Origin of the sequence: Methylorubrum podarium (assembly GCF_022179745.1) — a bacterium.
In the GTDB taxonomy this organism is placed as follows: domain Bacteria; phylum Pseudomonadota; class Alphaproteobacteria; order Rhizobiales; family Beijerinckiaceae; genus Methylobacterium; species Methylobacterium podarium.
On the sequence record NZ_BPRD01000016.1, the window covers coordinates 1 to 26,681 of the forward strand.

Annotated in this window: 19 protein-coding genes and 1 pseudogene; 4 read left to right on the top strand and 16 right to left on the bottom strand. The window is 67.7% G+C overall.

Annotation, left to right across the window (positions count from 1 at the left end; translation table 11 throughout):
* Positions 1–157: 157 nt before the first annotated feature.
* The 8 genes from MFF42_RS00735 to MFF42_RS00770 all read right to left on the bottom strand — a co-directional run bounded on the left by MFF42_RS00735 (position 158) and on the right by MFF42_RS00770 (position 9,036).
* Positions 158–1,294 (bottom strand): M48 family metallopeptidase, encoded by a 1,137-nt coding sequence (locus MFF42_RS00735; protein WP_238253592.1) that lies wholly within the window; start codon positions 1,292–1,294, stop codon positions 158–160.
* 7 nt (positions 1,295–1,301) lie between these two features.
* Complete coding sequence (locus MFF42_RS00740; RefSeq protein ID WP_238253593.1) at positions 1,302–2,591, bottom strand: YjgN family protein; 1,290 nt, start codon at positions 2,589–2,591, stop codon at positions 1,302–1,304.
* A gap of 373 nt (positions 2,592–2,964) precedes the next feature.
* Positions 2,965–3,195, bottom strand: a complete 231-nt coding sequence (locus tag MFF42_RS00745; protein WP_238253594.1) for a YbdD/YjiX family protein — start codon at positions 3,193–3,195, stop codon at positions 2,965–2,967.
* 7 nt (positions 3,196–3,202) lie between these two features.
* Entirely contained in the window at positions 3,203–5,260 is a 2,058-nt protein-coding gene (locus tag MFF42_RS00750) for a carbon starvation CstA family protein (RefSeq protein WP_238253595.1), read from the bottom strand.
* A 198-nt stretch (positions 5,261–5,458) separates the two neighbouring features.
* Positions 5,459–6,085, bottom strand: coding sequence for a TPM domain-containing protein (locus MFF42_RS00755; protein WP_238253596.1), 627 nt, complete (start codon positions 6,083–6,085; stop codon positions 5,459–5,461).
* Positions 6,075–6,854, bottom strand: a complete 780-nt coding sequence (locus tag MFF42_RS00760; protein ID WP_238253597.1) for a TPM domain-containing protein — start codon at positions 6,852–6,854, stop codon at positions 6,075–6,077. The genes MFF42_RS00755 and MFF42_RS00760 overlap by 11 nt, the downstream gene beginning before the upstream one ends.
* Positions 6,855–6,881: 27 nt before the next feature.
* Positions 6,882–7,517, bottom strand: coding sequence for a LemA family protein (locus MFF42_RS00765; protein ID WP_238253598.1), 636 nt, complete (start codon positions 7,515–7,517; stop codon positions 6,882–6,884).
* Positions 7,518–7,692: 175 nt separating this feature from the next.
* Entirely contained in the window at positions 7,693–9,036 is a 1,344-nt protein-coding gene (locus MFF42_RS00770; protein ID WP_238253599.1) for a tetratricopeptide repeat protein, read from the bottom strand.
* A 1,028-nt stretch (positions 9,037–10,064) separates the two neighbouring features.
* Here MFF42_RS00770 and MFF42_RS00775 point away from each other — a divergent pair.
* Positions 10,065–10,379 carry an Rdx family protein gene (locus tag MFF42_RS00775; protein WP_238253600.1) on the top strand — a complete coding sequence of 105 codons (315 nt, stop codon included), beginning with the start codon at positions 10,065–10,067 and terminating at the stop codon, positions 10,377–10,379.
* A 101-nt stretch (positions 10,380–10,480) separates the two neighbouring features.
* Positions 10,481–12,622, top strand: a complete 2,142-nt coding sequence (locus MFF42_RS00780) for a sensor histidine kinase (RefSeq protein ID WP_238253601.1) — start codon at positions 10,481–10,483, stop codon at positions 12,620–12,622.
* Between the two features lie 31 nt (positions 12,623–12,653).
* On the opposite strand, the gene MFF42_RS00785 is transcribed toward MFF42_RS00780, so the two are convergent.
* From MFF42_RS00785 to MFF42_RS00800, 4 genes are all read right to left on the bottom strand, one after another.
* A complete protein-coding gene (locus MFF42_RS00785; protein ID WP_238253602.1) occupies positions 12,654–13,490 on the bottom strand; it encodes an aldo/keto reductase in 837 nt (278 codons plus the stop codon).
* Between the two features lie 117 nt (positions 13,491–13,607).
* Positions 13,608–14,387: a Crp/Fnr family transcriptional regulator gene (locus MFF42_RS00790; protein ID WP_238253603.1), complete on the bottom strand. Its 780-nt coding sequence runs from the start codon at positions 14,385–14,387 to the stop codon at positions 13,608–13,610.
* 100 nt (positions 14,388–14,487) lie between these two features.
* Complete coding sequence (gene glgA / locus MFF42_RS00795) at positions 14,488–16,020, bottom strand: glycogen synthase GlgA (RefSeq protein WP_238253604.1); 1,533 nt, start codon at positions 16,018–16,020, stop codon at positions 14,488–14,490.
* A gap of 268 nt (positions 16,021–16,288) precedes the next feature.
* A complete protein-coding gene (locus MFF42_RS00800; RefSeq protein WP_238253605.1) occupies positions 16,289–17,917 on the bottom strand; it encodes an alpha-amylase family glycosyl hydrolase in 1,629 nt (542 codons plus the stop codon).
* Between the two features lie 347 nt (positions 17,918–18,264).
* Here MFF42_RS00800 and MFF42_RS00805 point away from each other — a divergent pair, with 347 nt between their 5' ends.
* Complete coding sequence (locus MFF42_RS00805; protein ID WP_238253606.1) at positions 18,265–20,799, top strand: glycogen/starch/alpha-glucan phosphorylase; 2,535 nt, start codon at positions 18,265–18,267, stop codon at positions 20,797–20,799.
* Positions 20,800–20,926: 127 nt separating this feature from the next.
* Here MFF42_RS00805 and MFF42_RS26510 read toward each other — a convergent pair whose 3' ends face one another.
* The 4 genes from MFF42_RS26510 to MFF42_RS00820 all read right to left on the bottom strand — a co-directional run bounded on the left by MFF42_RS26510 (position 20,927) and on the right by MFF42_RS00820 (position 25,914).
* Positions 20,927–21,187, bottom strand: coding sequence for a CPCC family cysteine-rich protein (locus tag MFF42_RS26510; protein WP_373875117.1), 261 nt, complete (start codon positions 21,185–21,187; stop codon positions 20,927–20,929).
* A 257-nt stretch (positions 21,188–21,444) separates the two neighbouring features.
* Positions 21,445–22,398 (bottom strand): ferredoxin reductase domain-containing protein, encoded by a 954-nt coding sequence (locus tag MFF42_RS00810; RefSeq protein ID WP_238253607.1) that lies wholly within the window; start codon positions 22,396–22,398, stop codon positions 21,445–21,447.
* 42 nt (positions 22,399–22,440) lie between these two features.
* Positions 22,441–22,851 carry a hypothetical protein gene (locus tag MFF42_RS00815; protein WP_238253608.1) on the bottom strand — a complete coding sequence of 137 codons (411 nt, stop codon included), beginning with the start codon at positions 22,849–22,851 and terminating at the stop codon, positions 22,441–22,443.
* Between the two features lie 132 nt (positions 22,852–22,983).
* Positions 22,984–25,914, bottom strand: coding sequence for an EAL domain-containing protein (locus MFF42_RS00820; RefSeq protein WP_238253609.1), 2,931 nt, complete (start codon positions 25,912–25,914; stop codon positions 22,984–22,986).
* A 489-nt stretch (positions 25,915–26,403) separates the two neighbouring features.
* On the opposite strand from MFF42_RS00820, the pseudogene MFF42_RS00825 reads away from it, so the two are divergent.
* A pseudogene (locus MFF42_RS00825) lies at positions 26,404–26,681 on the top strand (glycosyl transferase); the annotation flags it as partial.

Sequence of the window (26,681 nt, forward strand, 5' to 3'; positions counted from 1 at the left end):
ACCCCTCCCCACAAGGGGAGGGGACACGTCACGCCCCGACCGAAGCGATCGACCAGAATCCGTTCGATCCTGTGCACGGGGGCGGCGCGCCGTCTTCGTCGAAGGCAGGGCGCTGCCCTGCACCTTCGACGAGGTCTCGACCTTTCGAAACCGGACCTCACAGCTTCTCGGTCGGCGTCGTCGTCTCGCCGTCGGCCGGCTTGCGCTTCTCCGGCTTGGCCGGCTTCGGGCAGATGCCCTGAAGGCTCGCCCACTCGGCCTCGGACAGGATGCCCGGGCCGGCCGGCTTCTCCCCCGCCAGCGACCGGATCCGCGCCGCCCGCTCCGCCGTGAACGGGTGGGAGCGCAGGAACGAGACCGCGTCAGGCTTCTCGTCGTCCGCGTCGGTGATGCGCTCGAGGATCGCGGCGAGCGCCGCCCCGTCCCCGCCGGCCCGCTTCACCGCCGCCACCGCGTAGGCGTCCGCCGCCCGTTCCGCGTCGCGGGAATAGCCCGCCGAGATCGCCGCCTGGCCGACCGTCACCAGCACCGTCGAGCCCGTGAGGTCGCCGAGCACGAGGCTCAGCAGGAACGAGGTGCCGCCCGCCGTGATCACCGAGCGCATCGGGTCGCGGGCGGCGACGTGGCCGAATTCGTGGGCGAGGATGCCGGCGAGTTCATCGCCGTTCCTGGCCTTGGCGATGATGTCGGAGAGCAGGATCACCCGGCCGCCCGGCAGGGCGAGCGCGTTGGCGACCGAGTGGCGGCGCACGCTCACCTGCGGCGTCGTCGGCAGCGTCATGCCCTCGGCAAGCCGTGCCGTCAGCCGGTCCAGCACCGCCCGCGCCGCCGCCTCGTTGCAGAGCGGCGGGTCGCCGAGCAAGGTGACGATCTGCCCATCGACGCTGCGCCCCAGTTGCGACTCGACGGCCTGCGGCACCAGCGGTGCGAGCAGGCCCGACGCCGCCGGCACGCCGTAGATCGCCGTCAGCAGCACGGACACGCCCGCCGCGATCGACCAGAGCACGAGGCGGGTCAGGCCGCCCCCGCCCTCGGTCCGGTTCAGGTCGGGGCAGCGCGCCGTCAGCGCTTGCGCGAACGGCGCGTCGGCGAACTCGACGCTCTCCGGTCCCTGCGCGTGGTTGATCCGCATCAGGGGCGGCGCGGCCTCGGATGCGCGCAGGTCGAGCAGGCTCCAGTCGCGGGACACGTCCTCGCCGAGGATTTCGAGCCGGAACGTCAGCCGCAGCGTCACCGGTTGGGGCCGGGCGCTGATCCCGTCGAAGAAGGTGCCGGCGGTGGTGATCGCCTCCATCGTGACCCTAGAACCCGATCTCGAGGGCGCCGCCGACATCGAGCGCGTCGGCTAACCCCTCGTTCAGGCCGCTGGCCGGCGGGCGCGTCGAGGCGAGCACCGCTTCCAGCGCCGGCAGGTTCTCGATCTGCATCGTGGTCGCCACCGCGTGCCACAGGCGCACGGTGATGATGCGGACGTAGAGCACGTTGGTGCCGAGGATGGCGCCGAGATAGAGCAGTACGGTCGAGACGATGACGAAGGCGTGGATGCCCGGATTGTCACCTCCCGTGGCGATCAGCGGCACGAGCAGGGCGAAGATGATGCCCAGCACGACGACGAAGCCGATCACCGCCAGCAGGTAGACGAGGTAGGGGAAGTAGAACTGGCGCGCCTTGAGCGAGGAGGTCAGCCGCGCCCCGCCGAGATGCGCGGCGTTGAGGAACGCGCGGGTCTCGCGGGCGCGGTAATAGGGGATGAGCAGCAGCGCCAGCGGGATCGACACGCTGGCGGCGATGCCGACGGCGCTGGCGTAGGAGACGAGCGGCGAGTCGGCGTAGGCCGGGTTGAAGATGAGCTTGCTCTTCGCGCTCGCCGGATCCTGGATCAGCAGATCGGTCGGGATGTCGAACCCGCTCGCCGCTAGCAGCGCCAGGACGCTCACCAGGATCGGCAGCAGCGCGACGATGTAGAACATCAGCCATGGCAGCAGGATCGAGCGGCCGGTCGCGGTCGAGCGCATCCGGCTCTGGCCGACCAGGGTGTGGTCGATGCGGTAGCGCTCCAGGGCCGCACGCATGAAGGGGAAGGCGAGGCCGAGGCTGAGGATCGTCCCGAGCCACCACAGGCTGGCGAAACCGGCATAGGCGAAGCCCGATCCGTCCTGGCCGAGGCGGATGCCGCGCCAGCGGGTGCGCGACGCGCGATAGCGCCGGCCGCGGTACAACGCGTACTGCCCGAGGACGAACAGGCCGATGAAGGAGATCGGCGCGGCGAGCGCGGCCAGCACCGGGCTCAGGAGGCCGATGACGAACAGGACGATGTAGATCGGCACGAGGATCGCGAGCGCTACGAGGAAGCCGAGGAACAGCTCCTTGCCGGTGCCGAGATACTCGGCCGGGCTGCCGGCCACGACCGTGCGGCTCCAGAAGAAGCGCCGCAGGTTGGTGATGTACCAGAACCGGTAGATCGAGAAGGTGACCAGCGAGAGGAGGAAGCCTTTGACGACGATGCCGGTGAGCCCCGCCGCCCTCCGGTCGAAGGCGATCTCCCCTGTTCGCGCCGGAGCCGGGCTCGGCACACCCTCAAGCTGGTTCATCGTCGCAATCCCCCTTGATTGGGGGGAGACTAGATTCCGCATTGGGTGCGTTGCAACAGCGCGGGCCGCACAATCTTCGCTTTAGGAGCGGCGAGTGGTCCGGGCAGGGGCCAGCGGCGCGGCTTCTTGGTTAATTTCACGTGAAAATCGGTTTGTTTTCCGGCTTCTGATTCGCAATTCGCTCAGACGCTTCGATCCCGCTTTCGTCATCGCTTCGCTGCCGCTCGCGATGACGGAGTAAGGTCAAACCAGAGGCCGTCGATCGGCAACCAGATAAGAACTCGAAACGAAGAACGCCGGGCCCCGTGAGGGCCCGGCGTTCTGGTTTGGTGTCATTGCCAAACAACGGCTCCCGACACGGAGCCGCCGCAGCTCAGCAGCAGCGGAAGCCCGACGTGTTGCCGACGCCGAAGCGGGCGTTCTCGCGGTTGCGGAAGAATTCGCGCTCCGTCATCGGCGTCTGGTCCGGATGGGTCTTGGCGATGTGGGCGACGTATGTCCCGTAATCGCCCTGACCCACCATCAGCCGCGCGCCGTCGCAGACGCACTTGTTGAAGGCCCTGAGGCGATCGCGAAAGTTCTGCGAGGCGGCGGTGCTGGTCATGTCGGCCTCACTCCGCGGGCGCGAGCTTGGGATCGGCTTCGAGGGCGGTCCAGCGGTCGGCGCGGTAGGCCTTGACGCAGGCCATCACCCCGAAGACGACGATCGCCACCACGAGGCCGACGAACATCACGGCGAGCGCCGCGTCGATCCGGTCGTTGAAGACGATCTTGTGCATGTCGTCCATGCTCTTGGCCGGGGCCAGCACCTTGCCCTCGGCGATCGCCGTCGCGAACCGGTTGGCGTGGCTGAGGAAGCCGATCTTCGGGTCGGGCGAGAAGATCTTCTGCCAGCCGGCGGTGAGGGTGCAGATGCACAGCCACACGGTCGGGATGATCGTGACGAAGGCGTAGCGCTCGCGCTTCATCTTGAAGATCACCACCGTCGCCAAGGTCAGCGCTACCGCCGCAAGCATCTGGTTCGAGATGCCGAACAGGGGCCACAGGGTGTAGATGCCGCCGAGCGGATCGGTGACGCCCTGGTGGAGGAAGAAGCCCCAGGCGCCCACGCAGAGCGCGGTGGCGACCACGCTCGGTCCCCAGGACGCGGTGTCCTTGAAGGTCGGCGAGATCAGGCCGAGCAGATCCTGCAGCATGAAGCGCCCGGCGCGCGTGCCCGCATCCACCGCCGTCAGGATGAACAGCGCCTCGAACAGGATCGCGAAGTGGTACCAGAAGGCCATCATCGTCTTGCCGCCGATGGCGGACGAGATGATGTGGGCCATGCCGACCGCGAGGGTCGGGGCGCCGCCGGTGCGGGAGATGATCGAGTGCTCGCCGACATCCTTGGCGGTCTGGGCGATCACGTCGGCGCCGATGGGGAAGCCGAGCGCCGTCACCGCCGCCGCCGCGCTCTCGGGCGTGGTACCGACGAGGCCGCCCGGTGAGTTCATGGTGAAGTAGATGCCCGGCTCGATCACGCAGGCGGCGACCAGCGCCATGATCGCGACGAAGCTCTCCATGAGCATGCCGCCGTAGCCGATGAAGCGCGTGTCGAGCTCGTTGTCGACGAGCTTCGGCGTCGTGCCCGACGAGATCAGGGCGTGGAAGCCCGAGACCGCGCCGCAGGCGATGGTGATGAACAGGAACGGGAACAGGGAGCCGGCCCAAACCGGACCGGTGCCGTCCACGAACTTCGTCATCGCCGGCATCTGCATGTGCGGCGCCACGAAGACGATGCCGATGGCGAGGCCGACGATGGTGCCGATCTTGAGGAAGGTCGAGAGGTAGTCGCGCGGGGCGAGCAGCAGCCAGACCGGCAGGATGGCGGCGACGAAGCCGTAGCCGATCAGCATCCAGGTGAGCTGCACGCCGGTGAAGGTGAAGGCCGGACCCCAGTACGGGTCGGCGGCGATCTGCCCGCCGTAGACGATCGCGGCCATGAGCAGGACGAAGCCGATGATCGAGACCTCGCCGACCTTACCCGGCCGGATGTAGCGGGCGTAGAGGCCCATCAGCAGGGCGATCGGGATCGTCGCGCCGACGGTGAAGGTGCCCCAGGGGCTCTCGGCCAGCGCCTTGACCACCACCATCGCCAGCACGGCGAGCAGGATGACCATGATCATGAAGGTGCCGAACAGCGCGATCACGCCGGGGATCACCCCGAGTTCGGCCCGGATCAGCTCGCCGAGCGAGCGCCCGTCGCGGCGCATGGAGATGAACAGGATCATGAAATCCTGCACCGCGCCCGCGAGCACGACGCCGGCGAGGATCCAGAGCATGCCGGGCAGGTAGCCCATCTGCGCCGCGAGCACCGGGCCCACGAGCGGGCCGGCACCGGCGATCGCCGCGAAGTGGTGGCCGAACAGGACCGACTTGTTGGTGGGGACGTAGTCGAGGCCGTCGTTGTGGCGGTGGGCCGGCGTCTCGCGCTTCGGATCGAGGCGCATGACGTTGTCGGCGATGTAGAGAGAGTAGTAGCGGTAGGCGATGAGGTAGACGCAGACCGCGGCGACGACGACCCACAGGGCGTTGATCGATTCCCCCCGTTGTGTCGCGACCACCGCCAGCGATGCGGTACCCAATGCCCCGACGAGGGCCCAGGGCCCGTGTTTCTGTATTGCGCCCATGCGACGCCTCACTCCGTCATTGGCCGCATTCTTGATGCAGGCGGCCTTACACGGCTCTGTTTGACGCAATTTTTCCGGTGAGGCCAGTTGCCGGGAATACACAGGTCCGCGTTCCCCGACACGGGGAGTGACATCTTCCGGCTCGCGTTACCTCGCTGGCGGAGGGCGGACCGTACCGCTCGCCTCGGGCCCGGCGCGTCAATCGAGGACGATGACCCGGTTGGGAAGCTGGTTGTCGGCGCCACGGTCGGGCAACTCCGCCGCGAGCACAACGCCGACCCGCTCCACCGCCGCGACGAGGCCCTCGGCCAGCGCCCCGCGCCCGGCGGCGGCGAGCAGGTCGGCGACGATGGCGTGCCACTGCGCCTCCTCGACGCGCGCCCGCACGCCCCGGTCGGCGACGATCTCGGCATAGCGCTCGGCGAGCGCCACGTAGACCAGTACGCCGGTGCGCCCGCGCGTTCCGGTGAGGCCGTGGGCGAGGAACTCGCGGCGGGCGGCGGCATGCGCCCGCTCGCGGCGCCAGCGCCGCGGGGTCAGCGCGACGCGCAGGCCCTCGTTGAGGGTCAGGAGCAGGCTCGCGAGCACGCCGGCCGCCTGCGCGAGCGCGATCTCCCCCGCGCCGAGATCGGTGAAGACGATCAGCGGCCAGGGGAGGGCGAGGGCGACCGCCAGCGCGAGGGCGAGGCCGGGGGAGCGGTAGAGCCCGGCGCGCGCCGCCACGAGCACGACGATCTCGCCCGAGCTTCCGGCCTCCGCCCGGCCGATCGCCGCGGCGATCCGCGCCCGCTCGGCGCCGTCGAGGATCGTCGCGCTACCAGTCACCGGAGGCTCCTCCGCCGCCGAAGGAACCGCCGCCGCCGGAGAAGCCCCCGCCGCCGCCATCCGAGAAGCCGCCGCTCCAGCCGCCGGACGGCCCCGGGATGACCACGAAGCCGCCGCCGTGGCCCCGTCGTCCGCCGCCGTTCATCCGCGTCAGCACAACGACGAGGGCGATGATGACGACGATCCAGAAGATCACCGTGACGGGATCGACCGAATCCTCCCGCACTGGCGCCCGGCGCTGCCATTCGTCGGCATCGCCCGCGAGGATCGGCAGGATGGCGTCCACCCCCGCCTCCACGCCGCCGGAAAAATCGCCCTGGCGGAAGCGGGGCGTGATCGCGCTGGTGATGATGGTCTTCGACAGCGCGTCGGTCAGCGCCCCTTCGAGCCCGTAGCCGACCTCGATGCGGACCTTGCGCTCCTTCGGCGCGACCAGCAGCAGCACGCCGTTGTTGGTCTTCTTCTGGCCGATGCCCCAGCTTCGGGCGAGGCGGTTGGCGTAGTCCTCGACGGTGAGATCCTGAAGGCTTGGCACGGTGGCGACGACGAGCTGATCGCCGGTCCTGTCCTCGTGCGCCTTGATCTTTCCGTCGATCCGCGCCCGCGCCTCCGGCGAGAGGATGCCGGCCGCGTCCACCACCCGCCCCGTGAGCTTGGGGAAATCGGGCTCGGCCGCGGCGGCGAGCCCGGCCCCGATCATGAGCGCGAGCGCCAGCACCGCCAGCAGGCCGGCCGCGGGGAGCCGGACGATCCGGCCGGGGCGCGTCATCACCGGGAAGCCGCTCGCGCGGGCGGGCTAGAACTTCACGTTCGGTGCGCGCTCGGCGCCCGGCGTCGAGGTGAAGGTCTCCATCGGCTTCGCCTCCGGATAGAACCACGAGGCGATCCAGCGGCCGGGAATGGTGCGGATCTCGGTGTTGTAGGCCTGGACCGCCTGGATGTAGTCGCGCCGGGCCACGGCGATCCGGTTCTCCGTGCCTTCGAGCTGCGACTGCAGGGCCAGGAAGTTCTGGTTGGACTTGAGATCCGGATAGGCCTCGACCGAGGCCAGCAGCCGCCCGAGCGCCCCCGAGAGCTGGTTCTGCGCGTCCTGGAACTGCTTGAATTTTTCGGGGTCGCTGACCGTCGAGGCATCGACTTGGACGCTGGTCGCCTTGGCCCGGGCTTCCGTCACCCGGGTCAGGGTCTCCTGCTCCTGCTTGGCGTAACCCTTCACGGTCTCGACGAGGTTCGGGATCAGGTCGGCCCGGCGCTGGTACTGGTTCTGCACCTCGCTCCAGGCCGATTTCGCCTGCTCCTCCAGGCTCGGCACCCGGTTGATCGCCCCGCAGCCGGAAAGGCAGGTCGCCAGCCAGAGCGCCGCGAGGGCGGAGGCGAGCCTAGCGAAAACAGACGTGCGGGATGGAGCTGTAATATTGAAGAAACAGATCATATGAGTCGCCCCCACATTTGACAGGAAACTGAAACCCGGATTTGCAAATGAAACGGTACGCACGGTGAAAATTTATACGAAAGCAATGTGTTATGGATTTCGACAATTTCGAGTGATGTTGTCCAATTTTGTGCAAAGTAGATTAAACATTGACTGTCGCGATGAAAAATCATCCCTACGCTCTGGCTGAAGCCTGAGGCAGGGCATAGGAAGTTCCGTAGTTAGGGCGCGTTAGCCTTCCCATCCAAGCGTCGATGATTGATCCAACGTCCAATGCAACTCCTCCGCTTTGCTTGATTCTTGTGCAATACAATTTTCCCAAAATTCCGCCGGCAACTAGAAATAGCCGGCCATGAAGGGGCTGGCTCAGCTCGTTACATAGACTGTTGAATCTATCTGGAAAGTGCCGACCTTCTCCGGCATCGTTACCAAGCAGATGGACGTGAGCTTTCTCTCCGGGAATCCTGTAAAATTCGACATGATCAAGTTGGAAAGCCTGCTTGAGAGATTGTGGTGCGTCGGTCATGCATGATATTAAAGAAATTTCCTTGTGGTCGCGAACTAGATTCTCCAGTAGATTGCTCTGAAGCAACTCAGCATGAATCTGCTGCGTTGTCCAAGATTGCCCTCTGTCAACGGTGGGGACCTGTGCTAATCTCAGTGCATTAACTAGACATGTGATCCCAGTAGGGCTGCAAAACTTGTACTCGTGTTCGACCCATGATCGATAGGGCAAACCTAATACATCTGCATCGTACATTGCTTGTCGCAGCCCGAAGGCCGTATCAGTAAATCCAGATTTTATCAAATCGATTTCCCCATTGAACCATACTCGAGCGCGATCTTCGCGGCAATATCTATACAGATTTTGGAAGCGTTGTTCGTCTTCGCTCGAAATTCTGCAAAAAGCGCCCTCTCCATCGCCGAGCCGGATCATCGAGAAGCCACGCTTATCTCGCAAAGCGGCGCGGGTCCAATCAATCAAGCACTCCTTAGAAATATATCGATTATCTCTCTCGAATTTGGCACTGATTTTATCTGCCAAACCGGCGGGAAAAATTTCCATAAAAGCACATAGTTCACGTAGCCAAGCCGTATCAGAACTATCTGGCGACATTTCATCTGCGAGGGCCACATAATTCCTTGCTGCAACGAAATCTCCGATGCGTGCCGACATACGAGCCGCAAACTTGATGCTTCGTACATCGCCGGGCATGCGTACGATGTTTTTTTCAAGACTCAGCAAGGCTTCAACGTGCCGCCCGAGCATCGCATCCAGCATTGCCAATTCATACGATGCAAAGCCGTTATTAGCATTTTTGCTAAGAACATATCGGCAAATACGATATGAATCTTCAAATTTACCAAGATCTCGCGCAATAATGGCTATATCAACAAGCGATTGCTGATCATCAGGGATAGTTCGCTCCGCTGAACTTGTAAGCGCGGCAATCCCCTCACTATTTCCTTCCGCCACAAGTCTGCGTAAGTCTGAAAGGAGATTTTGTCCGTAGTCCATGCTAATGCTTCCCTGTATGATTGCTTATTGCCTGCTGACGTCAAATACGAAGTGAGAACTGAACATCAATCGGAAGAGATTCGTTTGAGCCGGGCTCAGTCCTTGCTTGCGGCCATAGTTGATAAATGCCTCTCCGATTGGGTTAACTCCTGACATTAGAGGAGATAACGAGTTGTCATCGGAACCGCTTGTGCAGATAATAAGCCTCCTGACCAGCCAGGTTATTGCATCAAATTTCGGATATATTATATCAAGCCTCAGGCCCGCTTGCTCACATGCGATTTTGAAGCCGTAAGGAGTAAAATTGAATGTATTGTAATCATGAATTTGTTCCATGTAGCTAACTTGGCCTATTAATCTTCCCCCAGGCTTGAGTACACGCCGGATCTCGGAGAAAGCCTTTTATGTCTTGGGTGTATTCAGATGTTTGATATAAATATACTATATAGATGTTTGGAGTATTCATTGAGACCAATCAAGGCAACTCGAACACCTGCGGCTTCTATTTCTCGCCGCATTGCAGCCGGTGCTTCGTGGTCACAGGCCACAGTCGCTATCTCGTGTACTGCGTATGTCAAATCAGCCTCCGAAGCATTACGACACAAAGAGGTGGAGAGTTGTTGCTATCACAAACTGCGTCCCGCCCTGCTGCCCATGTCTCTACCAAAAGGCACGGCCGCTTGCATACCCATGTCGAGCGGAGCCGTTCGAAACAGGAGCGTCATACCATATTCCTAAAATAAAATATCGTTTAATCAAAGGGTCGCGGTTCGAGATCGTGCTGATTTTATTAGGTGAAATTTGAAGATCCGGTCTAAAATTAGAAATATGGCAAGCTGTGCAACCACGCATCGAGGGTAGATCGTCGCCTAGGTTCATCCATGTTGCTGGTGATGCCTCATTTAAATATTTATTGAATCTACGTATTGGCTAGAATTATAGTATATATTACTTCATATAAAGAATTTATCACAAGGGATCTATCTATAATCTATATAAATAGAACAGGAATCTTGATGGATAACACCATGCAAACTGCTATCCTCACACAGCCGCCTCGCCCCCGCATCACCATCACCTACTGCACCCAGTGCCAATGGCTCCTGCGTGCGGCGTGGATGGCGCAGGAGCTTCTGTCAACCTTTCGCGACGATCTCGGCGAGGTCGCCCTGCGGCCCGGCACCGGCGGGGTGTTCGTGATCGAGGTCGAGTCCGAGGTCATCTGGGAGCGCGTGCGCGACGGCGGCTTTCCCGATGTGAAGGCGCTCAAGCAGCGGGTGCGGGACCGGCTCGATCCGGGACGGGATCTGGGCCACGTCGATCGCGCCGGGCGGGAGGGCTGAGGCGGGGCAGTTGGCAGGCGTGCCCGCGCTGGGGCATGATGGGCGGGCGCCACCCTCGAAAACCCTTCAGCGCAAAGCCGCGGGACGCCTTGATCCGACGCATGCTCTCCCGGCTCGGCCAGCGTGGCTTCTCCACGCAATTCTACCTGATCATGTTCGTGATCGCGCTGATCGGTCCGGGCCTGATCTTCACCGCGATCCTGCTGACCCGCTACGCCGCCACCGAGCGCGCCCGCTTCGAGCAGGACGCACGGGAGAACGTGCGCGGGATCGCCCTGTCGATCGATCGAGACACCGCCGGGCTCGTCTCGGTGCTGCAGACGCTCGCCACCTCGCCGCGGCTCAAGGACGGCGAGTTCGCCAATTTCGAGAACCAGGCCCGCCTGGTGCGCGAGGCGATCGGCCTCGATCTCGTGCTGCGCCGGCCGGACGGGCAGCAGATCGTCAACACGGCCCTGAAGCCGGGGGCGCCCCTCCCCGTGAGCTCGCTGCCGGTCGACCGCGAACTCATCGACAGCGGCCAGCGCTCCATGGTCACCGGCTATCTCGCGGGGGCGATGCCCGATCAGGCGCACTACGCCGTCGCGGTCCCGGTGCGGATCGACGACGGCGTCGCGTTCATCCTCAGCTTCTCGGTGCCCTTGACCCGAATCGCGGGGATCCTGGCCCGCGAGCAGGTCCAGGGCTGGGTCACGGGGGTCTCGGACCGCGACGCCGTCGTGCTGGCGCGCCTGCCCGAGATGCCGGGCGTGGTCGGAAATCCCCGGCTCGCGACGTTGCGCCAGACGGCGACGGGCACGCCCGGCGTCTGGGAGGGGCGCGACCGGAACTTCAAGCCCATCACCATGGTCGAGGCACGCTCGCGGCTCAACGGCTGGACCGTCGGGGCGAGCATCCCGCGCGAGCTGGTCGATGCCCGCCTGCGGCGCTGGATCTGGGCCTTCGGCGGCTTCGGGCTTCTCGTGCTCGCCACCTCCTCGGTGCTCGCCGTCCACCTGTGGTCGCGGGTCTCGAAGCCCCTGCGGCAGCTCGCGGCCACGGGCCCGGCGCTCGCCCGGGGGCAGGCGATCCCGCGGGTCGCCTCGCCGATCCACGAGATCCGCCGCCTCGCCGACGTGCTTTCGGAAGCCTCGCTCCGTCTGCGCACCCGCAGCGAGGAGCGCGACCGGGCCCTCGCCGAGACCCAGCGCGGCCTCGCCGCGCTCCGCGAGAGCGAGGCGCGCTTCCGCCACATGGCCGATTCGGCGCCGGCGCTGATCTGGATGACCGACGACACGGCGGAAGTGGTCTTCGCCAACATGCATTTCGACCACCTGTTCGGCCGCCCCGCCGCGGAGCTGGCCGCCGGCGGCTGGGAGTCGATCGTGCATCCGCCGGACCTGCCCGCCTTCCAGGCGACGTTCCAGGAAGCGTTCGAGAACCGGCATCCGTTCCGGGCGGAGATGCGGGTGGTCGATCGCAACGGCGAGATCCGCTGGCTGCGCTGCGAGGGCGTGCCGCGGCTCGACGATCACGGCACCTTCCTCGGTTTCACCGGCTGCAGCGTCGACGTCACCGATGCCAAGCGGGCCGAGGAGCATCTGCGCCTGCTCATCAACGAGCTGAACCACCGGGTGAAGAACACGCTCGCCACCGTCCAGTCGATCGCCATGCAGTCCTTGCGCGGGCTCGACGGCGAGGAGGCGCAGGCGGCCAAGGCCGCCTTCGAGGCGCGGCTGCTGGCGCTCGCCCGCGCCCACGACGTGCTGACCCGCGAAAGCTGGGAGGGCGCCGAGCTGAAGACGGTGGTGGCCGACGCGATCCGCCCGCTGGAGGCCGCCGAGGGCCAGGATTCGCGCTTCGCGGTGTCGGGGCCGCGCCTGCGGCTCGCACCACGGCTGGCGCTGTCCATCGCCATGGCCCTGCACGAGCTCGGCACCAATGCCGTGAAGTACGGGGCCCTGTCCAAGGAGGGCGGCCGGGTCACGATCACCTGGACCGTGCAGCGCCGGCCGGAACTCTCCCTCTCCCTGCGCTGGAGCGAGAGCGGCGGCCCGCCGGTCACGCCGCCGACCCGCCGCGGCTTCGGCTCGCGCCTGATCGAGCGCAGCCTCGCCCGCGAACTCGCGGGGCAGGTCGAGCTGCTCTACGAGCCCGGCGGCGTGGTCTGCACCATCGAGGCCCCGGTGCCGCCGCCCGGCCTGCTGGAGCGGAAAGGCGGGACGCAGCTCGCGGCGACGAAGCCGCTGCCGCTCGCGGGCTGAGGGCGAGCCGAGGGCGGGCTCCCGCCGGTCGCTACTGGAACGTCATCGGGTCGGGACCGATCCGCCCGTCCGCCCGGTCGAGGCCGCCGATCGCCGCGTGGTCCTCTTCCGTGAGGGCGAAGCCGAACACGTCGATGTTCTCGTGCATCCGGGTCGGCGTCGCCGATTTCGGGATCGCCACGAAGCCGTTCTCGACATGCCAGCGCAGCACCACCTGAGCCGGGCTGCGCCCGAGTCGGTCGGCGATCCGGGTGATGATCGGGTCGTCCAGCACCTGGGCCTGTCCCAGCGGGCTCCAGGCCTCGGTGATGATGCCGAGCCGGGCATGGGCCGCCCGCAGGGCGTGCTGCTGAAAATGCGGATGCAGCTCGATCTGGTTGAGGGCCGGGGTGACGCCGGTCTCGCTCACGAGCCGGTCGAGATGGGCCTCGGTGAAGTTCGAGACGCCGATCGAGGCCGCACGACCCTCCTCGCGCAGGCGGATCAGGGCACGCCAGCTGTCGAGGTAGAGTCCGCGCTCGGGGCAGGGCCAGTGGATCAGGTAGAGATCGACCTGCTCCAGGCCGAGCCGGGCGAGGCTCTGGTCGAAGGCGCGCAGCGTCGCGTCGTAGCCCTGGCTGTCGTTCCAGAGCTTCGTCGTCACGAACACCTCGGCCCGGGACACGATCGTCTCCCGCAATCCGCGCCCGACCCCGTTCTCGTTGCCGTAGGCCGCGGCGGTGTCGATCGAGCGGTAGCCGCTGCCGAGTGCCGTGCCGACGAGGGCGGGCGTCTCCGCCGCCTGCAATCGCCAGACGCCGAATCCGAGCTGAGGGATGGACCGTCCGTCGTTGAGGGCGATCTGCGGGACGGGGTCGGGGGCTGTCATGGCGTCGTTGTTCTCATGCGCTTGCCCGAGCGACGAGCCGGGGGCGGGGCACAGAGAATCGGCATGATCCTGCCTGCCGTACAGGCATTCTTGCGGGGGGGCAGGGCTGCGCGCGCGTCAGGGCCCGATGCGCACGACGTCCTCGGCGGCTCCGAGGTCGGGCATTCGGACGAGGTGCAGATAGGTCGGATCGAAATCGCAGAACGTCCGCAGGCGCGCGACGTCCGGGACGAGCAGCCGGCGGTCCTTCAGCTGGATCAGGCCGGCCAGGCGCAGGTCGCGCAGGATGCGGCTCACGTGGATCGTGGTGATGCCGAGGATGTCGGCGAGCATCGGCTGGGTCAGGGGCAGCGGGCATTCGCGCTCGCCGGCGGCGCCGACCAGCTGCTGGCGCAGCAGCAGTTCGCAGAACAGGTGGGCGATGCGCTTGTCGGCGGAGCGCTGACCCATGCTGGCGAGCCATTCCCGCAGGATGCTCTCATCGACGAGGGTGGCCCACCACAGCGCCCGGGCGAGACGGGAATCGCGGAAGACCAGCGCATCGACCCGCTCCTGCGGGATGTCGGCGACGGTGCAGGCGGTCAGGGCGGCGATGTAGTGGTCGGACGGGCCGAGCACGATCGATTGCAGGTCGCAGAAATCGCCCGGCAGGAGCAGCCCGAGGATCTGGCGCTGCCCGTCGTTGATGAGCTTGTAGCGGAAGGCGTAGCCTTCGAGGACGAGGTGGACGCCGGCCGCCCGGTCCCCGGCCCGCACGATGTCCTGCTGCGGCTCCAGGGTGCGGCGGCCCCGGGACAGGTCGGCGAGCATGGCCCGGTCCCCGGCGTCGAGATCCGCGCCGTAGCGAAGCCGGAGGATCAATGGGTTGCTGCGCGGGAGCGCCACGGTCGCGTCCATGCACGCTCAACGCGGAACGCTTCGTTCCGTGCCATGGAAAAGCGACGGCATCGTTCGGGAGAACCGCTTTCGCCGGGCGGTGTTCCCGTCCGGTCGCGACTCAGGCCGCCTTCCAGCGGCGGGCGGTGTGGTTGCCGAAGGCGCGGGCGTAGAGGTTGCAGTAATTCAGGGCCGCCCCGTCCCAGCCGAAGGAGCGGGACATCGCGCTGCGCCGCATGGTGTTGAGGCGCTTCTTCTGGCCGAAGGTCTCGAAGGCGCGGCGGATCGCCGAGGCCAGTCCCCTCGGCGAGGCCTCGCCGAAGGTGAAGCCGGTGACCCCGTCCTCGACCGTGTCGTTGAGCCCGCCGGTGCGGCGCACGATCGGCAGGGAGCCGAAGCGCTGCGCGTACATCTGCGCCAGCCCGCAGGGTTCGAACCGCGAGGGCATCAGCAGGAAGTCGCTGCCGGCGAAGATGCGGCGCGCCTCCGTTTCGCGGAAGCCGACATGGACGCCGACATTCTCGGGATGGCGCCCGGCGAGATCGCGCAGGGCCTCCTCGAACCGGCCCTCGCCCTGACCGATCACCACGAGCTGGCCGCCCTCGGCGACGATCGATTCGGCGGCGCTGATGCTGAGGTCGATGCCCTTCTGATGCACGAGGCGCGAGACGATGGCGAAGAGCGGTCCGCGGGAGACCGCCATGCCGAACGCCTTGCGCACCTCGTCGGCATTGGCCCGCTTGCCCTTCCAGTCGTCGGGCTCGAAGCGGGTGGCGAGATGCGGGTCGGTGCGCGGGTCCCAGCTCTCGTCGATGCCGTTGAGGATGCCGGTGAGCCGCCCCTGCGCGGCGCGGGTGCGCAGCAGGCCGTCGAGGCCGCAGCCGCCCTCGGGCGTGGTGATCTCGCGGGCATAGGTCTCGCTCACCGTGGTGACGTGCGAGGCGTGGTAGATGCCGGCCTTCAGGAAGGAGAGCTGCCCGTAGAACTCCACGCCGTCCATCTGGAAGGCGTAGTCCGGCACGCCGATCCGCCCGAGGTTGTCGCGGTGGAACAGGCCCTGATAGGCGAGGTTGTGGATCGTCAGCACGCTGGGGCGGCGGATGCCGAGCCAGGACATGTAGGCCGGCGCCAGGGCCGTCTGCCAGTCGTTGAGGTGGAGCAGATCGGCCGACCAGAACGGGTCGATCCCGGCGGCGAGTTCCGCCGCCGCCCGGCTGAGGCGGGCGAACCGCAGGTCGTTGTCGCCGAAATCGCCGCCGGCGTCGCCGTAGGGCGTGCCGTCGCGCTCGTACAGGTCGGGCGCGACCAGCACGTAGACGCCGAGGCCGTCCGGCGTGGTGCCGAATCCGAGCTCGCAGCCCGGCACGCTGGCGAAGCTGCCGAACCGGGCGATCATGGTCAGGTTTTCGAGGCCGGCGAGCACCCGCGCGTAGCCGGGAATGAGGACGCGGACGTCGTAGTGGCGGCGCAGCGCCCGCGGCAGGGCGCCCGCGACCTCGCCGAGGCCGCCGGTCTTCACGAAATCCGCCATCTCCGGGGTGGCGTAGAGGATGCGGGGGAGAAGCGCGTTGCCGAGCCTGGGATCGGGGTCGGAGACGGATATCGGTGACGGCGGCTCGGCGACCGGGCGCGCACCGAGATCCACGTAAGCCATCGACTCGCCCCCACTCCACCCGCGCCGCCGGTGAAAAGCGGGAACCGCCGCTGCTGCGCTCGGCATTGAAATGCTCCGGAAGGCAATCCGTTCCGTTGCATCGCACAATTCAGGCCAGGTTCAGGCTAATAATTTTCGGCGTGGCCCCGCGTTTTTCTCATGGCCCACCCGCGCCGGACGAATGGGTCGACCGTTCTGCGCCTTTGGCCCGGTCGCGGGCGAGCCGAACGCGCAGTGTGCGCCGCAGCGGACCGGCCGCGGAGCGGCCTCAGCGGCCCGCCGGTCCGAGGATCACGCCCTCGTCCGGTTCGAGCCTGAGGCTGCCTTCGACCCGGTCGCCGGCCCGGCCGGAACGGGTCGAGAGCAGGATCGTCCAGGCGCCCCCGTCCTCCAGCGGCACGGTCCCGTCGCGGCCGCTGAAATTGAGCAGGATGCGCAGGGTTTCGGCTTCCGCGAAGCGCTCGAAGGCGAAGATGTCGGCGGCGAGATCCGGCGGCAGGTCGAGGCCGCGCCACCCGCCGATCGACAGGGCCGGGTGGTCGCGGCGCAGGGACAGGAGGCGGCGGTAGAGGGTCAGGATCGAGCGGGAATCGTCGCGCATCTCGTCGACGTTGCGCCGATCCGCATCGTCGCTGAGCGGCAGCCAGGGCGTGCCGGTGGAAAAACCGGCATTCGGCGCGTCCTCCCACTGCATCGGCGTGCGCTCCGGGTCGCGCCCGTGGCCGGGCTCGTTGCGGCCCCACGGGTCCTGTGCCCGTTCCGGCGGCACCGGGACGTGCCCGAGGCCGATCTCGTCGCCGTAATAGAGGGTCGGCGTGCCCCGCAGGGTGAGAAGCAGCATCGCGGCGATGCGCGCTTGGCGCTCGCCGACGCGGGCGGCGATGCGGGGCTGGTCGTGGTTGCCGAGCACCCAGTTCGGCCAGCCGCCCTCGGGCAAGGCCGCCTCGTACTCCGCCACCAGAGCCGCCACCGCGTCGGCGCGCCACGGCGTCTGGATGAGCTGGAAGTTGAAGGGCAGGTCGGCTCCGGTCAGCCCCGGCCCGTAATAGGCCACCAGCCGCTCGATCGGCAGGTAGATCTCGCCGATCAGCACCCGCTCGCCGTATTCCCGCAGCACCGCGCGCATCCCGGCGATGACCTCGAGCACCTCGGGCCGATCGCAGGAATAGACCTGCTGGAAGCGGTTGATCCCGGCCTGATGCGACTGGAAGTCGGGATTGTGCGGGTTGTCGCGGAATCCCTCGTCCTTGATCAGGTGCCAGATCACGTCGACGCGGAAGCCGTCGACGCCGCGGGCGAGCCAGAAGCGCAGGGCGTCGTGCATCGCCGCCCGCACCTGCGGGTTGCGCCAGTTCAGGTCCGGCTGCTCGGGCAGGAAGGCGTGGTAGTAGTACTGGCTGGTGGCCGGATCGCGGGTCCAGGCCGGGCCGCCGAAATTCGAGAGCCAGTTGTTCGGCGGGCCGCCGTCGGGGGCCGGATCGCGCCAGATGTACCAGTCGCGCTTCGAGTTCTCGCGGCTCGCCCGGCTCTCGGCGAACCACGGATGCTCGATCGAGCTGTGGTTGGGCACGAAGTCGAGGATCACCTTGAGCCGGCGCCGGTGCGCCTCGCCGATCAGGTCGTCGAAATCCTCCAGCGTGCCGAACAGCGGGTCGACGGCGCAGTAATCGGCGACGTCGTAGCCGAAATCGGCCATCGGCGATCGGTAGAACGGCGAGATCCAGACCGCGTCGACGCCGAGCCAGGCGAGGTAATCCAGCCGCGCCGCGATCCCTCGAAGATCACCGACGCCGTCGCCATCGGTGTCCTGGAACGAGCGCGGATAGACCTGATAGACTGTCCCGCTCTGCCACCAGATCGTTTCGGAGCCGCTCGTCCCGGATATCGGACTTCCCATCGGACCTCCCGCGATGACGCCCGGCATCGGGCGCGCCGTTCCCGAGGTGGCGTAGGGCCGTTCAGGAAGCCTTCAAGCGGTCGGTGCCATTTCTCGTGCGGGCCGGCGGCCGATGCACGAGCGTTGTGTCCACAGTGACACAGACGTGCGGGCACATGACTTGCGAACGACATGTTTGCACGCATGTGTCGCGATGTGTCTCGACAAGGCCGGTCACCGGCAACACCATGGTGTGGCAGGGCGACAGACCACGTCGCAGATCATCGTGCCGCCGCAAGAAGAGGGCAGGATCTGCGTTGAACCGACATGCATCAGCTGCTTCGGCTGCAACGAAGGGGGAATCTGAGGTGCTGAACGAAGCTCCGTCCGCTCTCGTCAGAAATGGCGATTCGGACACATCCGCTTCATCGGCGAAGTCGGTCAAGGCCGCCGCCACCTATGTTAAACCGCGCCAAGGCGTGGACGGCAACGTCGTCGTAGCCCTGCGCGAGGACATCCGCGCCAAGCTCGTCTACGTGATCGGCAAGACGCCGGAGACCGCCCGCGAGCGCGACTGGTTCGCCGCGACGGCTCTGGCCCTGCGCGACCGGATCGTCGATGCCTGCTACCGGGCCCAGTCCGGCACCGTGCCGGACAAGCGCGTCTACTATCTCTCGCTCGAATTCCTGATCGGCCGGCTCCTGTCGGACGCGATGAACAATCTCGGCCTCGTCGAGACCACCCGGGCGGCGCTTCGCGACCTCGGCGTCGATCTCGCCGACGTCGAGGGGGCCGAGCCCGACGCGGCGCTCGGCAATGGCGGCCTCGGACGGCTCGCGGCCTGCTTCATGGAGAGCATGGCGAGCCTGTCGATCCCCGCGATCGGCTACGGCATCCGCTACGACCACGGCATCTTCCGCCAGTCGCTGGAAGACGGCTGGCAGCGCGAGGCGCCCGAGACCTGGCTCGCGGAGGGCAACCCCTGGGAGTTCGCCCGGCCGGAATCGACCTACACGATCGGCTTCGGCGGCCACGTCACCATGACGAGCCAGGGCGATCACCACATCCGCCGCCACTGGCACCCGGCCGAGACCGTGAACGCGGTGGCCTACGACGTGCCGATCGTCGGCTGGCGGGGCAAGCACGTCAACGTCCTGCGCCTGTGGAAGGCGGAGGCCGACGCGCCGGTCGAACTCGCCCGCTTCAATGCCGGCGACCATGTCGGCGCGGTGGCCGGCCGCGCCCGGGCCGAGGCGATCTCGCGGGTGCTCTACCCGAGCGACTCGTCGGCCGAGGGCCAGGAACTGCGCCTGCGCCAGGAGTTCTTCTTCACCTCCGCCTCGCTGCAGGACTTCGTGCGCCGGCACGTGGCCGAGCGCGGCTCCCTGCGCTCCCTGCCCGACCACGCCGCGATCCAGCTCAACGACACGCATCCGGCGATCGCCGTGCCGGAGCTGATGCGCATCCTGATGGAGGACCACGGCCTCTCCTGGGAGGATGCGTGGCAGATCACCACCCACACGCTGCACTACACCAACCACACCCTGCTGCCCGAGGCGCTGGAGACCTGGCCGGTCGAGCTGATGGAGCGGCTGCTGCCGCGCCACATGCAGATCATCTACCTGATCAACTGGCTGCACCTCGAGGAGCAGAGCAAGAACGCGAGAGGCGGCCCGTTCGACGTATCCACCGTCTCGCTGATCGACGAGTCGCACGGGCGGCGGGTGCGGATGGGGCCGCTGGCCTTCCACGGCTCGCGCCGGGTCAACGGCGTCTCGGCGCTCCATAGCGAGCTGCTGAAATCGACCGTGTTCAAGGATCTCCACGCGATCGAGCCGGAGAAGATCATCAACAAGACCAACGGCATCACCTTCCGCCGCTGGCTGCACAACGCCAACCCGGAGCTGACGGCGCTCGCCGTCGAGGCGGCGGGCGAGGACGTGCTCGACGATCCGACCCGGCTCGAGAGACTCGTGCCGTTCGCCGACGACGCTGACTTCCGCAGGCGCTACGCGGCGATGCGCAAGACCCGCAAGACGCGCCTCGCCCAGGTCATCGCCGAGCGCACCGGCGTCACCGTCGATCCGTCGGCCTTGTTCGACGTGCAGATCAAGCGCATCCATGAGTACAAGCGCCAGCTCCTCAACCTGATCGAGACGGTGGCGCTCTACCAGGCGATCAAGCGGGCGCCGCACGAGGACTGGACCCCGCGGGTCAAGATCTTCGCCGGCAAGGCCGCGCCGAGCTACGTGCAGGCCAAGCTGATCATCAAGCTCGCGGGCGACATCGCGAATGTCGTCAACAACGATCCCGAGATCGGCGACCGGCTGAAGGTGGTGTTCCTGCCGAACTACTCGGTGAGTCTCGCCGAGGTGATCATCCCGGCGGCCGACCTCTCCGAGCAGATCTCGACCGCCGGCATGGAAGCCTCCGGCACCGGCAACATGAAGCTTGCCCTCAACGGCGCGCTCACCGTCGGCACGCTCGACGGCGCCAACATCGAGATCAAGGACCATGTCGGCGCGGAGAACATCTTCATCTTCGGCCTCGACGCCGAAGGGGTGCTCGCCCGCGCGGGCGAGCCGGACTACGCCGCCAAGGCGATCGCGGGCTCCCCGCGGCTGGCTGCGGCGCTCGACGCCATCGCGGGCGGCACCTTCTCGCCGGACGATCCCGGCCGCTTCGTCCCGCTCGTGGACGAGCTGCGCCGCGGCGACCGCTACCTGACCACGGTCGATTTCGAGGATTACTGGCGCGTCCAGCGCGAGATCGACGCGGCCTGGAAGCGCCCGGCGCAGTGGTGGCGCGCGGCGATCCTCAACACCGCGCGGATGGCGTGGTTCTCCTCCGACCGCTCGATGCGGGAATACGCCGAGGAGATCTGGCGGGTGAAGGTGGGCTGAGGGCCGGCAGGATCGTGTCACGAAAGGAAGGGAGCGGCCGGATCGGCCGCTCCCTTCTTCGTTCTCGGATCAGGGGGCAAACCGCGGTCGCGCATCGCCGACAGGTTTCAGGCCGTCTCGGACGGGACTACCGTTCCGACGCGGTCGGAGGGCGAACGTGGGGAAGGTCGATGGGATCGGCGGCTCCGCAGGCCGCGTAGTTCCGGCGAGCCTCGGTCAACGACAGTCCACGATTGGGGCCGCCACGGACGAGATCGGCATCGTGGTCGTCCTGCCCGTCGTCTTCCCAGAAACAGACGGGGCAGATTTCGAATCCACCCCGTTCGTCGAGCGTGAGGCAGCGGCAGCAGGGACAGCGGTGGTCTGCCCTCGAACGGTCCGTAGCCATGAACCTTGCCCACTGAACGGCGCGCGATCAGTCTTCCCGATGACGGGAGAAACCACGCGCCGGAGGTGTGATACCGTTCCCAATGGATTGGTTCGGTTCAGCCCCACCCTGTCATCCCGGGGCCGCGCAGCGGAACCCGGGATCCACCCGTGATGCGTGGCTTAGCATGGCATCACGGGTGGATTCCGGGTTCGCCTTCGGCGCCCCGGAATGACGGGAAGCAGAACCGAAGGAATCAACCGGAAGCCGTGAGACCCTCACGCCCCCGGCTCGAGCGGGATCGGGTAGTACCGCGCCCCCGCGGCGGCGGCCAGAACCTCCACCGCGCCCAGCGTCGAGGGGCAGCCGGAGGCGTGCACCACGTCGGTCGCCCGTAAGGTGGGGATGTGGGCGGTGAGCGGGCCGGGGCGCACGTCGGGCGCCCGCTGGCGGTGGCGGTCGGCGGCGAGCGTGATGCGGGTCACGCCGGTGGCGCGCAGCCATTCGAGCGACGGGCGCATGTAGAGGTCGAGGGGATCGCGGGCGCCGACCACGAGGCAGATCTCGCGGGCCGGCTCGACGTAGCGCGCGGCGCGGGCGATGGCCCAGATGCCGGCAAACCCCGTCTCCGCCGCCACCAGCACGAGGCGACCGCCGCCGGGGCGGTAGGTGCCGTTGCCGACGGGACCCTTCACCTTCAGCGCGCGGCCGGGCTCGATCGCGCAGCCGAACAGGCCGGTGAGATCCTCGGCGCACTCGCCGCGCAGGTGGAAGACGAGTTCGTTCAGCTCCGCCCCGCCCTCGACGCCGAGCGTCGGCGTGAGCGTGACCGGGCGACCGCCCTCGACCGTGACGACGACCTGATCGCCCGGCTCGAAGGGAAGCCGCCGCTCCAGGGTCGCGACCACCTGCACGACCCGCGGCGCCAGCGCCGTGATCGTGTCGATGCCGCCGGTGCGGCGCGCAAGGGTGCGGGCGAGCGTCCGGGCGGGCGACCTGACGGGCCGGATCGTCGCGTCCGGGTCGGGGGCCGACAGCGTCACCGCCTCCGCCCGCCGGGCCCGGACGGGCAGGCGACGCGAGGCCGGGCCGGCCCCCTGGCCGAGCAGTCCCGTCATCGGCGCGATCACGCCGTCCGCCAGAGCGGTTTCCAGGGAGGTGTCGCCGGGGGAGACCCGCAGCGACTGGCCGTTGACGACAAGCGAGCAACGGGCGCTCGTGGGAGCACGCATGGCGGCAACCCGCTCCGATCAGATGTCAGGTGTCGTGAAGGATCAGCGCGGATCGTGGATCAGGCGCTCGACCAGGGCGGCCCAGCGCGCCCGCACGGCCTGCGCCTCCTCGCCGAGCGTCTCCGCCTCCGCGAGGCCGAGGCTGCTGCGAAGGGCCTCGCTCTCCCGGCGTTCGGCGGCGAGCGCCGCCTTCATCATCGCCACTTCGAGGCGCAGACGGGCGAGATCCGCCTCGCCCGCGGCCGCTTCGGCCGGCACGGGAGCAGGGGCTTCCTCGGAGATTTCGACGGGGGACTCGGCCGCGGCCTCGACCGGCGCGTCGGCCGCCGCGTCGGCGACGACCGAACGCGGCTGCGCCGCGCCGGCGAGATGCGCATGGATCGGCCGCGTCATCAGGCGCCGCATCGCGTTGCCGGAGGGGGCCGGGCTCCTGCGTCTCGTCGCCTCGATCATCGTCCATCCTCAGACCTTCGGGCGCCGAACAGGCGGCCCGGATACTTCAGGTGGACCTTCCGCCAACATGGTTAAGGGAGGTTTAAACGAAAACCCGAGCGACCCGCCTCATCGCGGGACCAGGGGCCGAGGTCAGGCCGCCTCGGGGGCGGCGCCGACGAGCTGGCGGGCCTGGAGCACGGTCATCGGCTCGCCGAAGGCCGCCCCTTGCGCGTAGTCGCAGCCGAGTTCCTGCAGCCCCTGCGCGTCCTCCTCCGACTCCGCCCCCTCGGCGATGGTGGCGAGCCCCAGTTCCTGCCCCATCCGCAGGACCGAGCGCAGCATGGCGGTGCGGCCCTGGCCCATCTGGCGCACGAAGCTCTGTTCGATCTTGATCGTGTCGAAGGGGAAGCGCTGGAGATAGGAGATCGCCGAGTAGCCGGTGCCGAAATCGTCGAGGACGAGGCCGGCGCCGAGGTCGTGGATGCGGGTGAGCATCTGGGCGGCGTATTCCGGGTTCTCCATCACCAGCCCCTCGGCCATCTCCAGCTTGAGCGAGCCGGGCAGCACGCCGGTGCGGGCGATCACCGTCTTCACGTCGTGCAGGAGGTCGTGGCGCAGGAGCTGGCGCGAGGAGACGTTGACCGAGGCGAAGATCGGCGGCTCGACGTCGAGGGAGCGCTGCCAGGCGGCGAGTTCCAGCGCCGTGCGCTCGATTGCGAAATTGCCGAGCGGGACGATGACGCCGGTCTCTTCGGCCACCGGCAGGAAGGTCGAGGGCGGGATGCGGCCGAGCTTCGGATGGTCCCAGCGCAGCAGCGTCTCGAAGCCGGCGACGGTGCGGTCTTCGAGCCGCACGATCGGCTGGAACAGCACCTTGATCTCGTTGCGCTCCAGCGCCTTGCGCAGGTCGGCCTCCAGCATGAGCCGGTCGGAGCGCTCCAGCCGCATGTTGGCGCGGAACACCTCGATCCGGTCGCCGCCGCCGCGCTTGGCCTGGATCATCGCCATCTCGGCGTTCTTGAACACTTCTTCGCGCCGCGTCTGTCCCGTGCTCTGGCCGCCGGCGCCCGGCGTCGCCTCGTGCAGCGCGATACCGATCGAGACGGTGAGGAACACCTCGCGGTCGGCGTAGGTGACGGGGGTGGCGATGGCGCGCCGGATCATCTCGGCGAAGGAGAGGATGCGGTCGGGCTCGCGCTCGGAGAGCAGGATCACCGCGAATTCGTCGCCCGCGACCCGGGCCAGCGTGTCCTGCGGGCGCAGCAGCCGCCCGAGCCGGCGCGAGAGGGTGAGCAGGATCGAATCGCCCGCCGAGAGGCCGATGGCGTCGTTGATCGCCTTGAACCGGTCGATGTCGAGGGCGATCACCGCGGGCTTGAGGCGCGGATCCTGGCTCGCCAGCGCCAGCGCCGCCTCCAGCCGGTCGTGGAACAGCTCGCGGTTCGGCAGGCCGGTGAGGCTGTCGTGCACGGCGTCGTGCAGCAGCCGCTCCTCGGCGGTCTTCGCCTCGGTGACGTCGCTGATGGTGCCGACGATGCGGATCACCTCGCCGTCGGTGCCGATCACGGGGCGCGCCTTGAGCCGGTACCACGCGTAGGGGCCGTCCGCCGAGCGCAGGCGGAAATCGTGGATGATGCGCCCGCGCCGCTCCTCGATCACCGTGTCGAGGGCCGCCGAGTAGCGCTCCACGTCGAAGGGATGGAGCAGGCCGAGCCAGTTCGCCGCCGGCCCTTCGAGGGCGCCGCGCTTGAGCCCGAGCTGCGCCTCGATCTCCGGGCCGGCGAAGACGCGGTCGCCGGGCACGTCCCAGTCGAACACGATGTCGCCCGCCCCCGTCAGCGCCAGCGCCCGGCGCTCGGTGTCGGAGACGAGGCTGTGGCTCAGGCCGCCGCCGGCGAAGGCGTGCTGCATCACCGTGAAGCCGATCAGCATGACGATGAGCACGAGGCCGCCGATCAGTGCCGGCTGCACGAGGTCGGAGCCGATCTGCCCGGTGATGGCGAAGCCCGCCGCCACCACCCAGACCAGCAGCAGCAGCCAGGTCGGCACCAGCAGGATGGCCCGGTCGTAGCCGTTATGGACGGCGAGATAGAGGATCAGCAGCAGCCCGACGCCCGCCACCGCGGCGATGGAGATGCGCGCCACGCCCGCCGCCACCGGCGGGTCGAACACCGCGAGCGCCACGAGGCCGGCGAGGAAGGTCAGCCAGAAGAAGGCGACGTGGCTGTAGCGCACGTGCCAGCGCGACAGGTTCAGGTAGGCGAACAGGAAGACGAGGAGCGTCGCCCCGAGCACGGCCTCGGCGGAGGCGCGGTAGATCCGCTCGGCGAGTTCGGTGACGGGGAAGACCCGCTGCAGGAAGCCGAAATCGATGCAGGCATAGGCCAGCACCGCCCAGGACAGCGCGGCCGCCGCGGGGAAGATGATCGCGCCCTTCACCACGAAGATGATGGTGAGGAACAGCGCGAGCAGCCCGGCAATGCCGATGATGATGCCCTTGTAGAGGGTCAGCCCCGAGGTCTTCTTGCGGTAGGCGTCCTGATCCCAGAGGTAGACCTGGGGGATGTTCGGACCCTTCAGCTCGGCGACGTAGGTCACCGTCGTGCCGGGATCGATGGTGATCAGGAACTGGTCGGCGTCGAGGCTCTCGTCGCGCTCCGGCCGGATCCCCTCGCTCGCGGTGATCGCGGCGATGCGCGAGCCGCCGAGATCGGGCCAGATCACTCCGGAGCCGACGAGGCGGAAATGCGGGGCGACGAGCAGGCGGTCGATCTGCTCGTCGGTGTCGTTGGTGAGCGCGAACACCATCCAGTCGGGCCGCGCGCCCGTCTCGCGCGCCTTCACCGCGATGCGCCGCACGATGCCGTCCTTGCCCGGGGCGGTGGAGATCTGGATCAGGTCGCCGTCCGAGCGGTAGCGCTCGATCGTCGGCGTCAGGTCGATCGCGGGCGCGTCGAGGGTGACGCGCACGGCCTCGACCGCGTAGGCGGGGGCGGTGGTCCCGAGGAGGCAGGCGAGGGAGCCCGCCGCGGCCGTCAGGATCGCGAGGACCAGGGCAAGGGCCAGTGAAAGCGTGCGCAACGGGCGATTCTTGACAACCGGCTTGAGCGGTGGGGGCGAGCGGCCAAGTCGTATCGGCGGCTCCCCGCCCCCGCAAGGCAAGCCGGCCGTGACGCGCGGCCCGCCCACCGCTCTTTCGGAGGACCGCGTCACGCGGATCGCGTGGCTTTGCGGCCAAAACAAGTTGGGAGCGGTCGCCGCGGCCTCGCTTGGGCCGGTGCGGGCGGGTAGAGCGGGGGCTATGCGAAGGATCGGACGACAAAGCCGAAAAACCCTCCCCCCGTCGGATCCCGGGCTCGCCCAGGATCCGCACCCATCGGCCCAAGTCGGGCAGGCCCGACACGGGTGGGGGAGGGTGGCCGCGGAGCAGGCGGGAGAGGGGCAGCGCGACGGTGCCGCCCTCGGGCGGCGTAGGCTCAGTGGAAGCGGCGCTCCCCTCGCCCGACCCCCTTCGGGGGCCACCCTCTCCCGCGGAGGGGAGAGGGCCTGCTCGCGATTTCCGGCAGCGCGATGACCCTCGCCCCCCTCCTCGTCGTGCCGCTGGCGGCCCTCCTGTCGGCCGGGCTCATCGTCCTGCTGAAGCCGCTGCTGCGGCGCTACGCCCTGGCCCGGCCGAATGCCCGTTCCAGCCACCGGGTGCCGACACCCCAGGGCGGCGGGATCGCGATCATCGCCGCCGCGCTGGTCACGACGGTCGTCCTGGCCGTGCCGGCCGGGATCACGCTCGAGGGTGCCGAAATGCCGGTGCTGGCGCTCTCCGTCCTCGTGCTCGCCGCGACCGGCGCCGT

What these genes read in the sequence shown, in the direction of transcription:
- MFF42_RS00735 (WP_238253592.1), bottom strand. Translation starts at nt 1,294, where the DNA reads ATGGAGGCGATCACCACCGCCGGCACCTTCTTCGACGGGATCAGCGCC.
- MFF42_RS00740 (WP_238253593.1), bottom strand. Translation starts at nt 2,591, where the DNA reads ATGAACCAGCTTGAGGGTGTGCCGAGCCCGGCTCCGGCGCGAACAGGG.
- MFF42_RS00745 (WP_238253594.1), bottom strand. Translation starts at nt 3,195, where the DNA reads ATGACCAGCACCGCCGCCTCGCAGAACTTTCGCGATCGCCTCAGGGCC.
- MFF42_RS00750 (WP_238253595.1), bottom strand. Translation starts at nt 5,260, where the DNA reads ATGGGCGCAATACAGAAACACGGGCCCTGGGCCCTCGTCGGGGCATTG.
- MFF42_RS00760 (WP_238253597.1), bottom strand. Translation starts at nt 6,854, where the DNA reads ATGACGCGCCCCGGCCGGATCGTCCGGCTCCCCGCGGCCGGCCTGCTG.
- MFF42_RS00765 (WP_238253598.1), bottom strand. Translation starts at nt 7,517, where the DNA reads ATGATCTGTTTCTTCAATATTACAGCTCCATCCCGCACGTCTGTTTTC.
- MFF42_RS00770 (WP_238253599.1), bottom strand. Translation starts at nt 9,036, where the DNA reads ATGGACTACGGACAAAATCTCCTTTCAGACTTACGCAGACTTGTGGCG.
- MFF42_RS00775 (WP_238253600.1), top strand. Translation starts at nt 10,065, where the DNA reads ATGCAAACTGCTATCCTCACACAGCCGCCTCGCCCCCGCATCACCATC.
- MFF42_RS00780 (WP_238253601.1), top strand. Translation starts at nt 10,481, where the DNA reads ATGCTCTCCCGGCTCGGCCAGCGTGGCTTCTCCACGCAATTCTACCTG.
- MFF42_RS00785 (WP_238253602.1), bottom strand. Translation starts at nt 13,490, where the DNA reads ATGACAGCCCCCGACCCCGTCCCGCAGATCGCCCTCAACGACGGACGG.
- MFF42_RS00790 (WP_238253603.1), bottom strand. Translation starts at nt 14,387, where the DNA reads ATGGACGCGACCGTGGCGCTCCCGCGCAGCAACCCATTGATCCTCCGG.
- glgA (WP_238253604.1), bottom strand. Translation starts at nt 16,020, where the DNA reads ATGGCTTACGTGGATCTCGGTGCGCGCCCGGTCGCCGAGCCGCCGTCA.
- MFF42_RS00800 (WP_238253605.1), bottom strand. Translation starts at nt 17,917, where the DNA reads ATGGGAAGTCCGATATCCGGGACGAGCGGCTCCGAAACGATCTGGTGG.
- MFF42_RS26510 (WP_373875117.1), bottom strand. Translation starts at nt 21,187, where the DNA reads ATGGCTACGGACCGTTCGAGGGCAGACCACCGCTGTCCCTGCTGCCGC.
- MFF42_RS00810 (WP_238253607.1), bottom strand. Translation starts at nt 22,398, where the DNA reads ATGCGTGCTCCCACGAGCGCCCGTTGCTCGCTTGTCGTCAACGGCCAG.
- MFF42_RS00815 (WP_238253608.1), bottom strand. Translation starts at nt 22,851, where the DNA reads ATGATCGAGGCGACGAGACGCAGGAGCCCGGCCCCCTCCGGCAACGCG.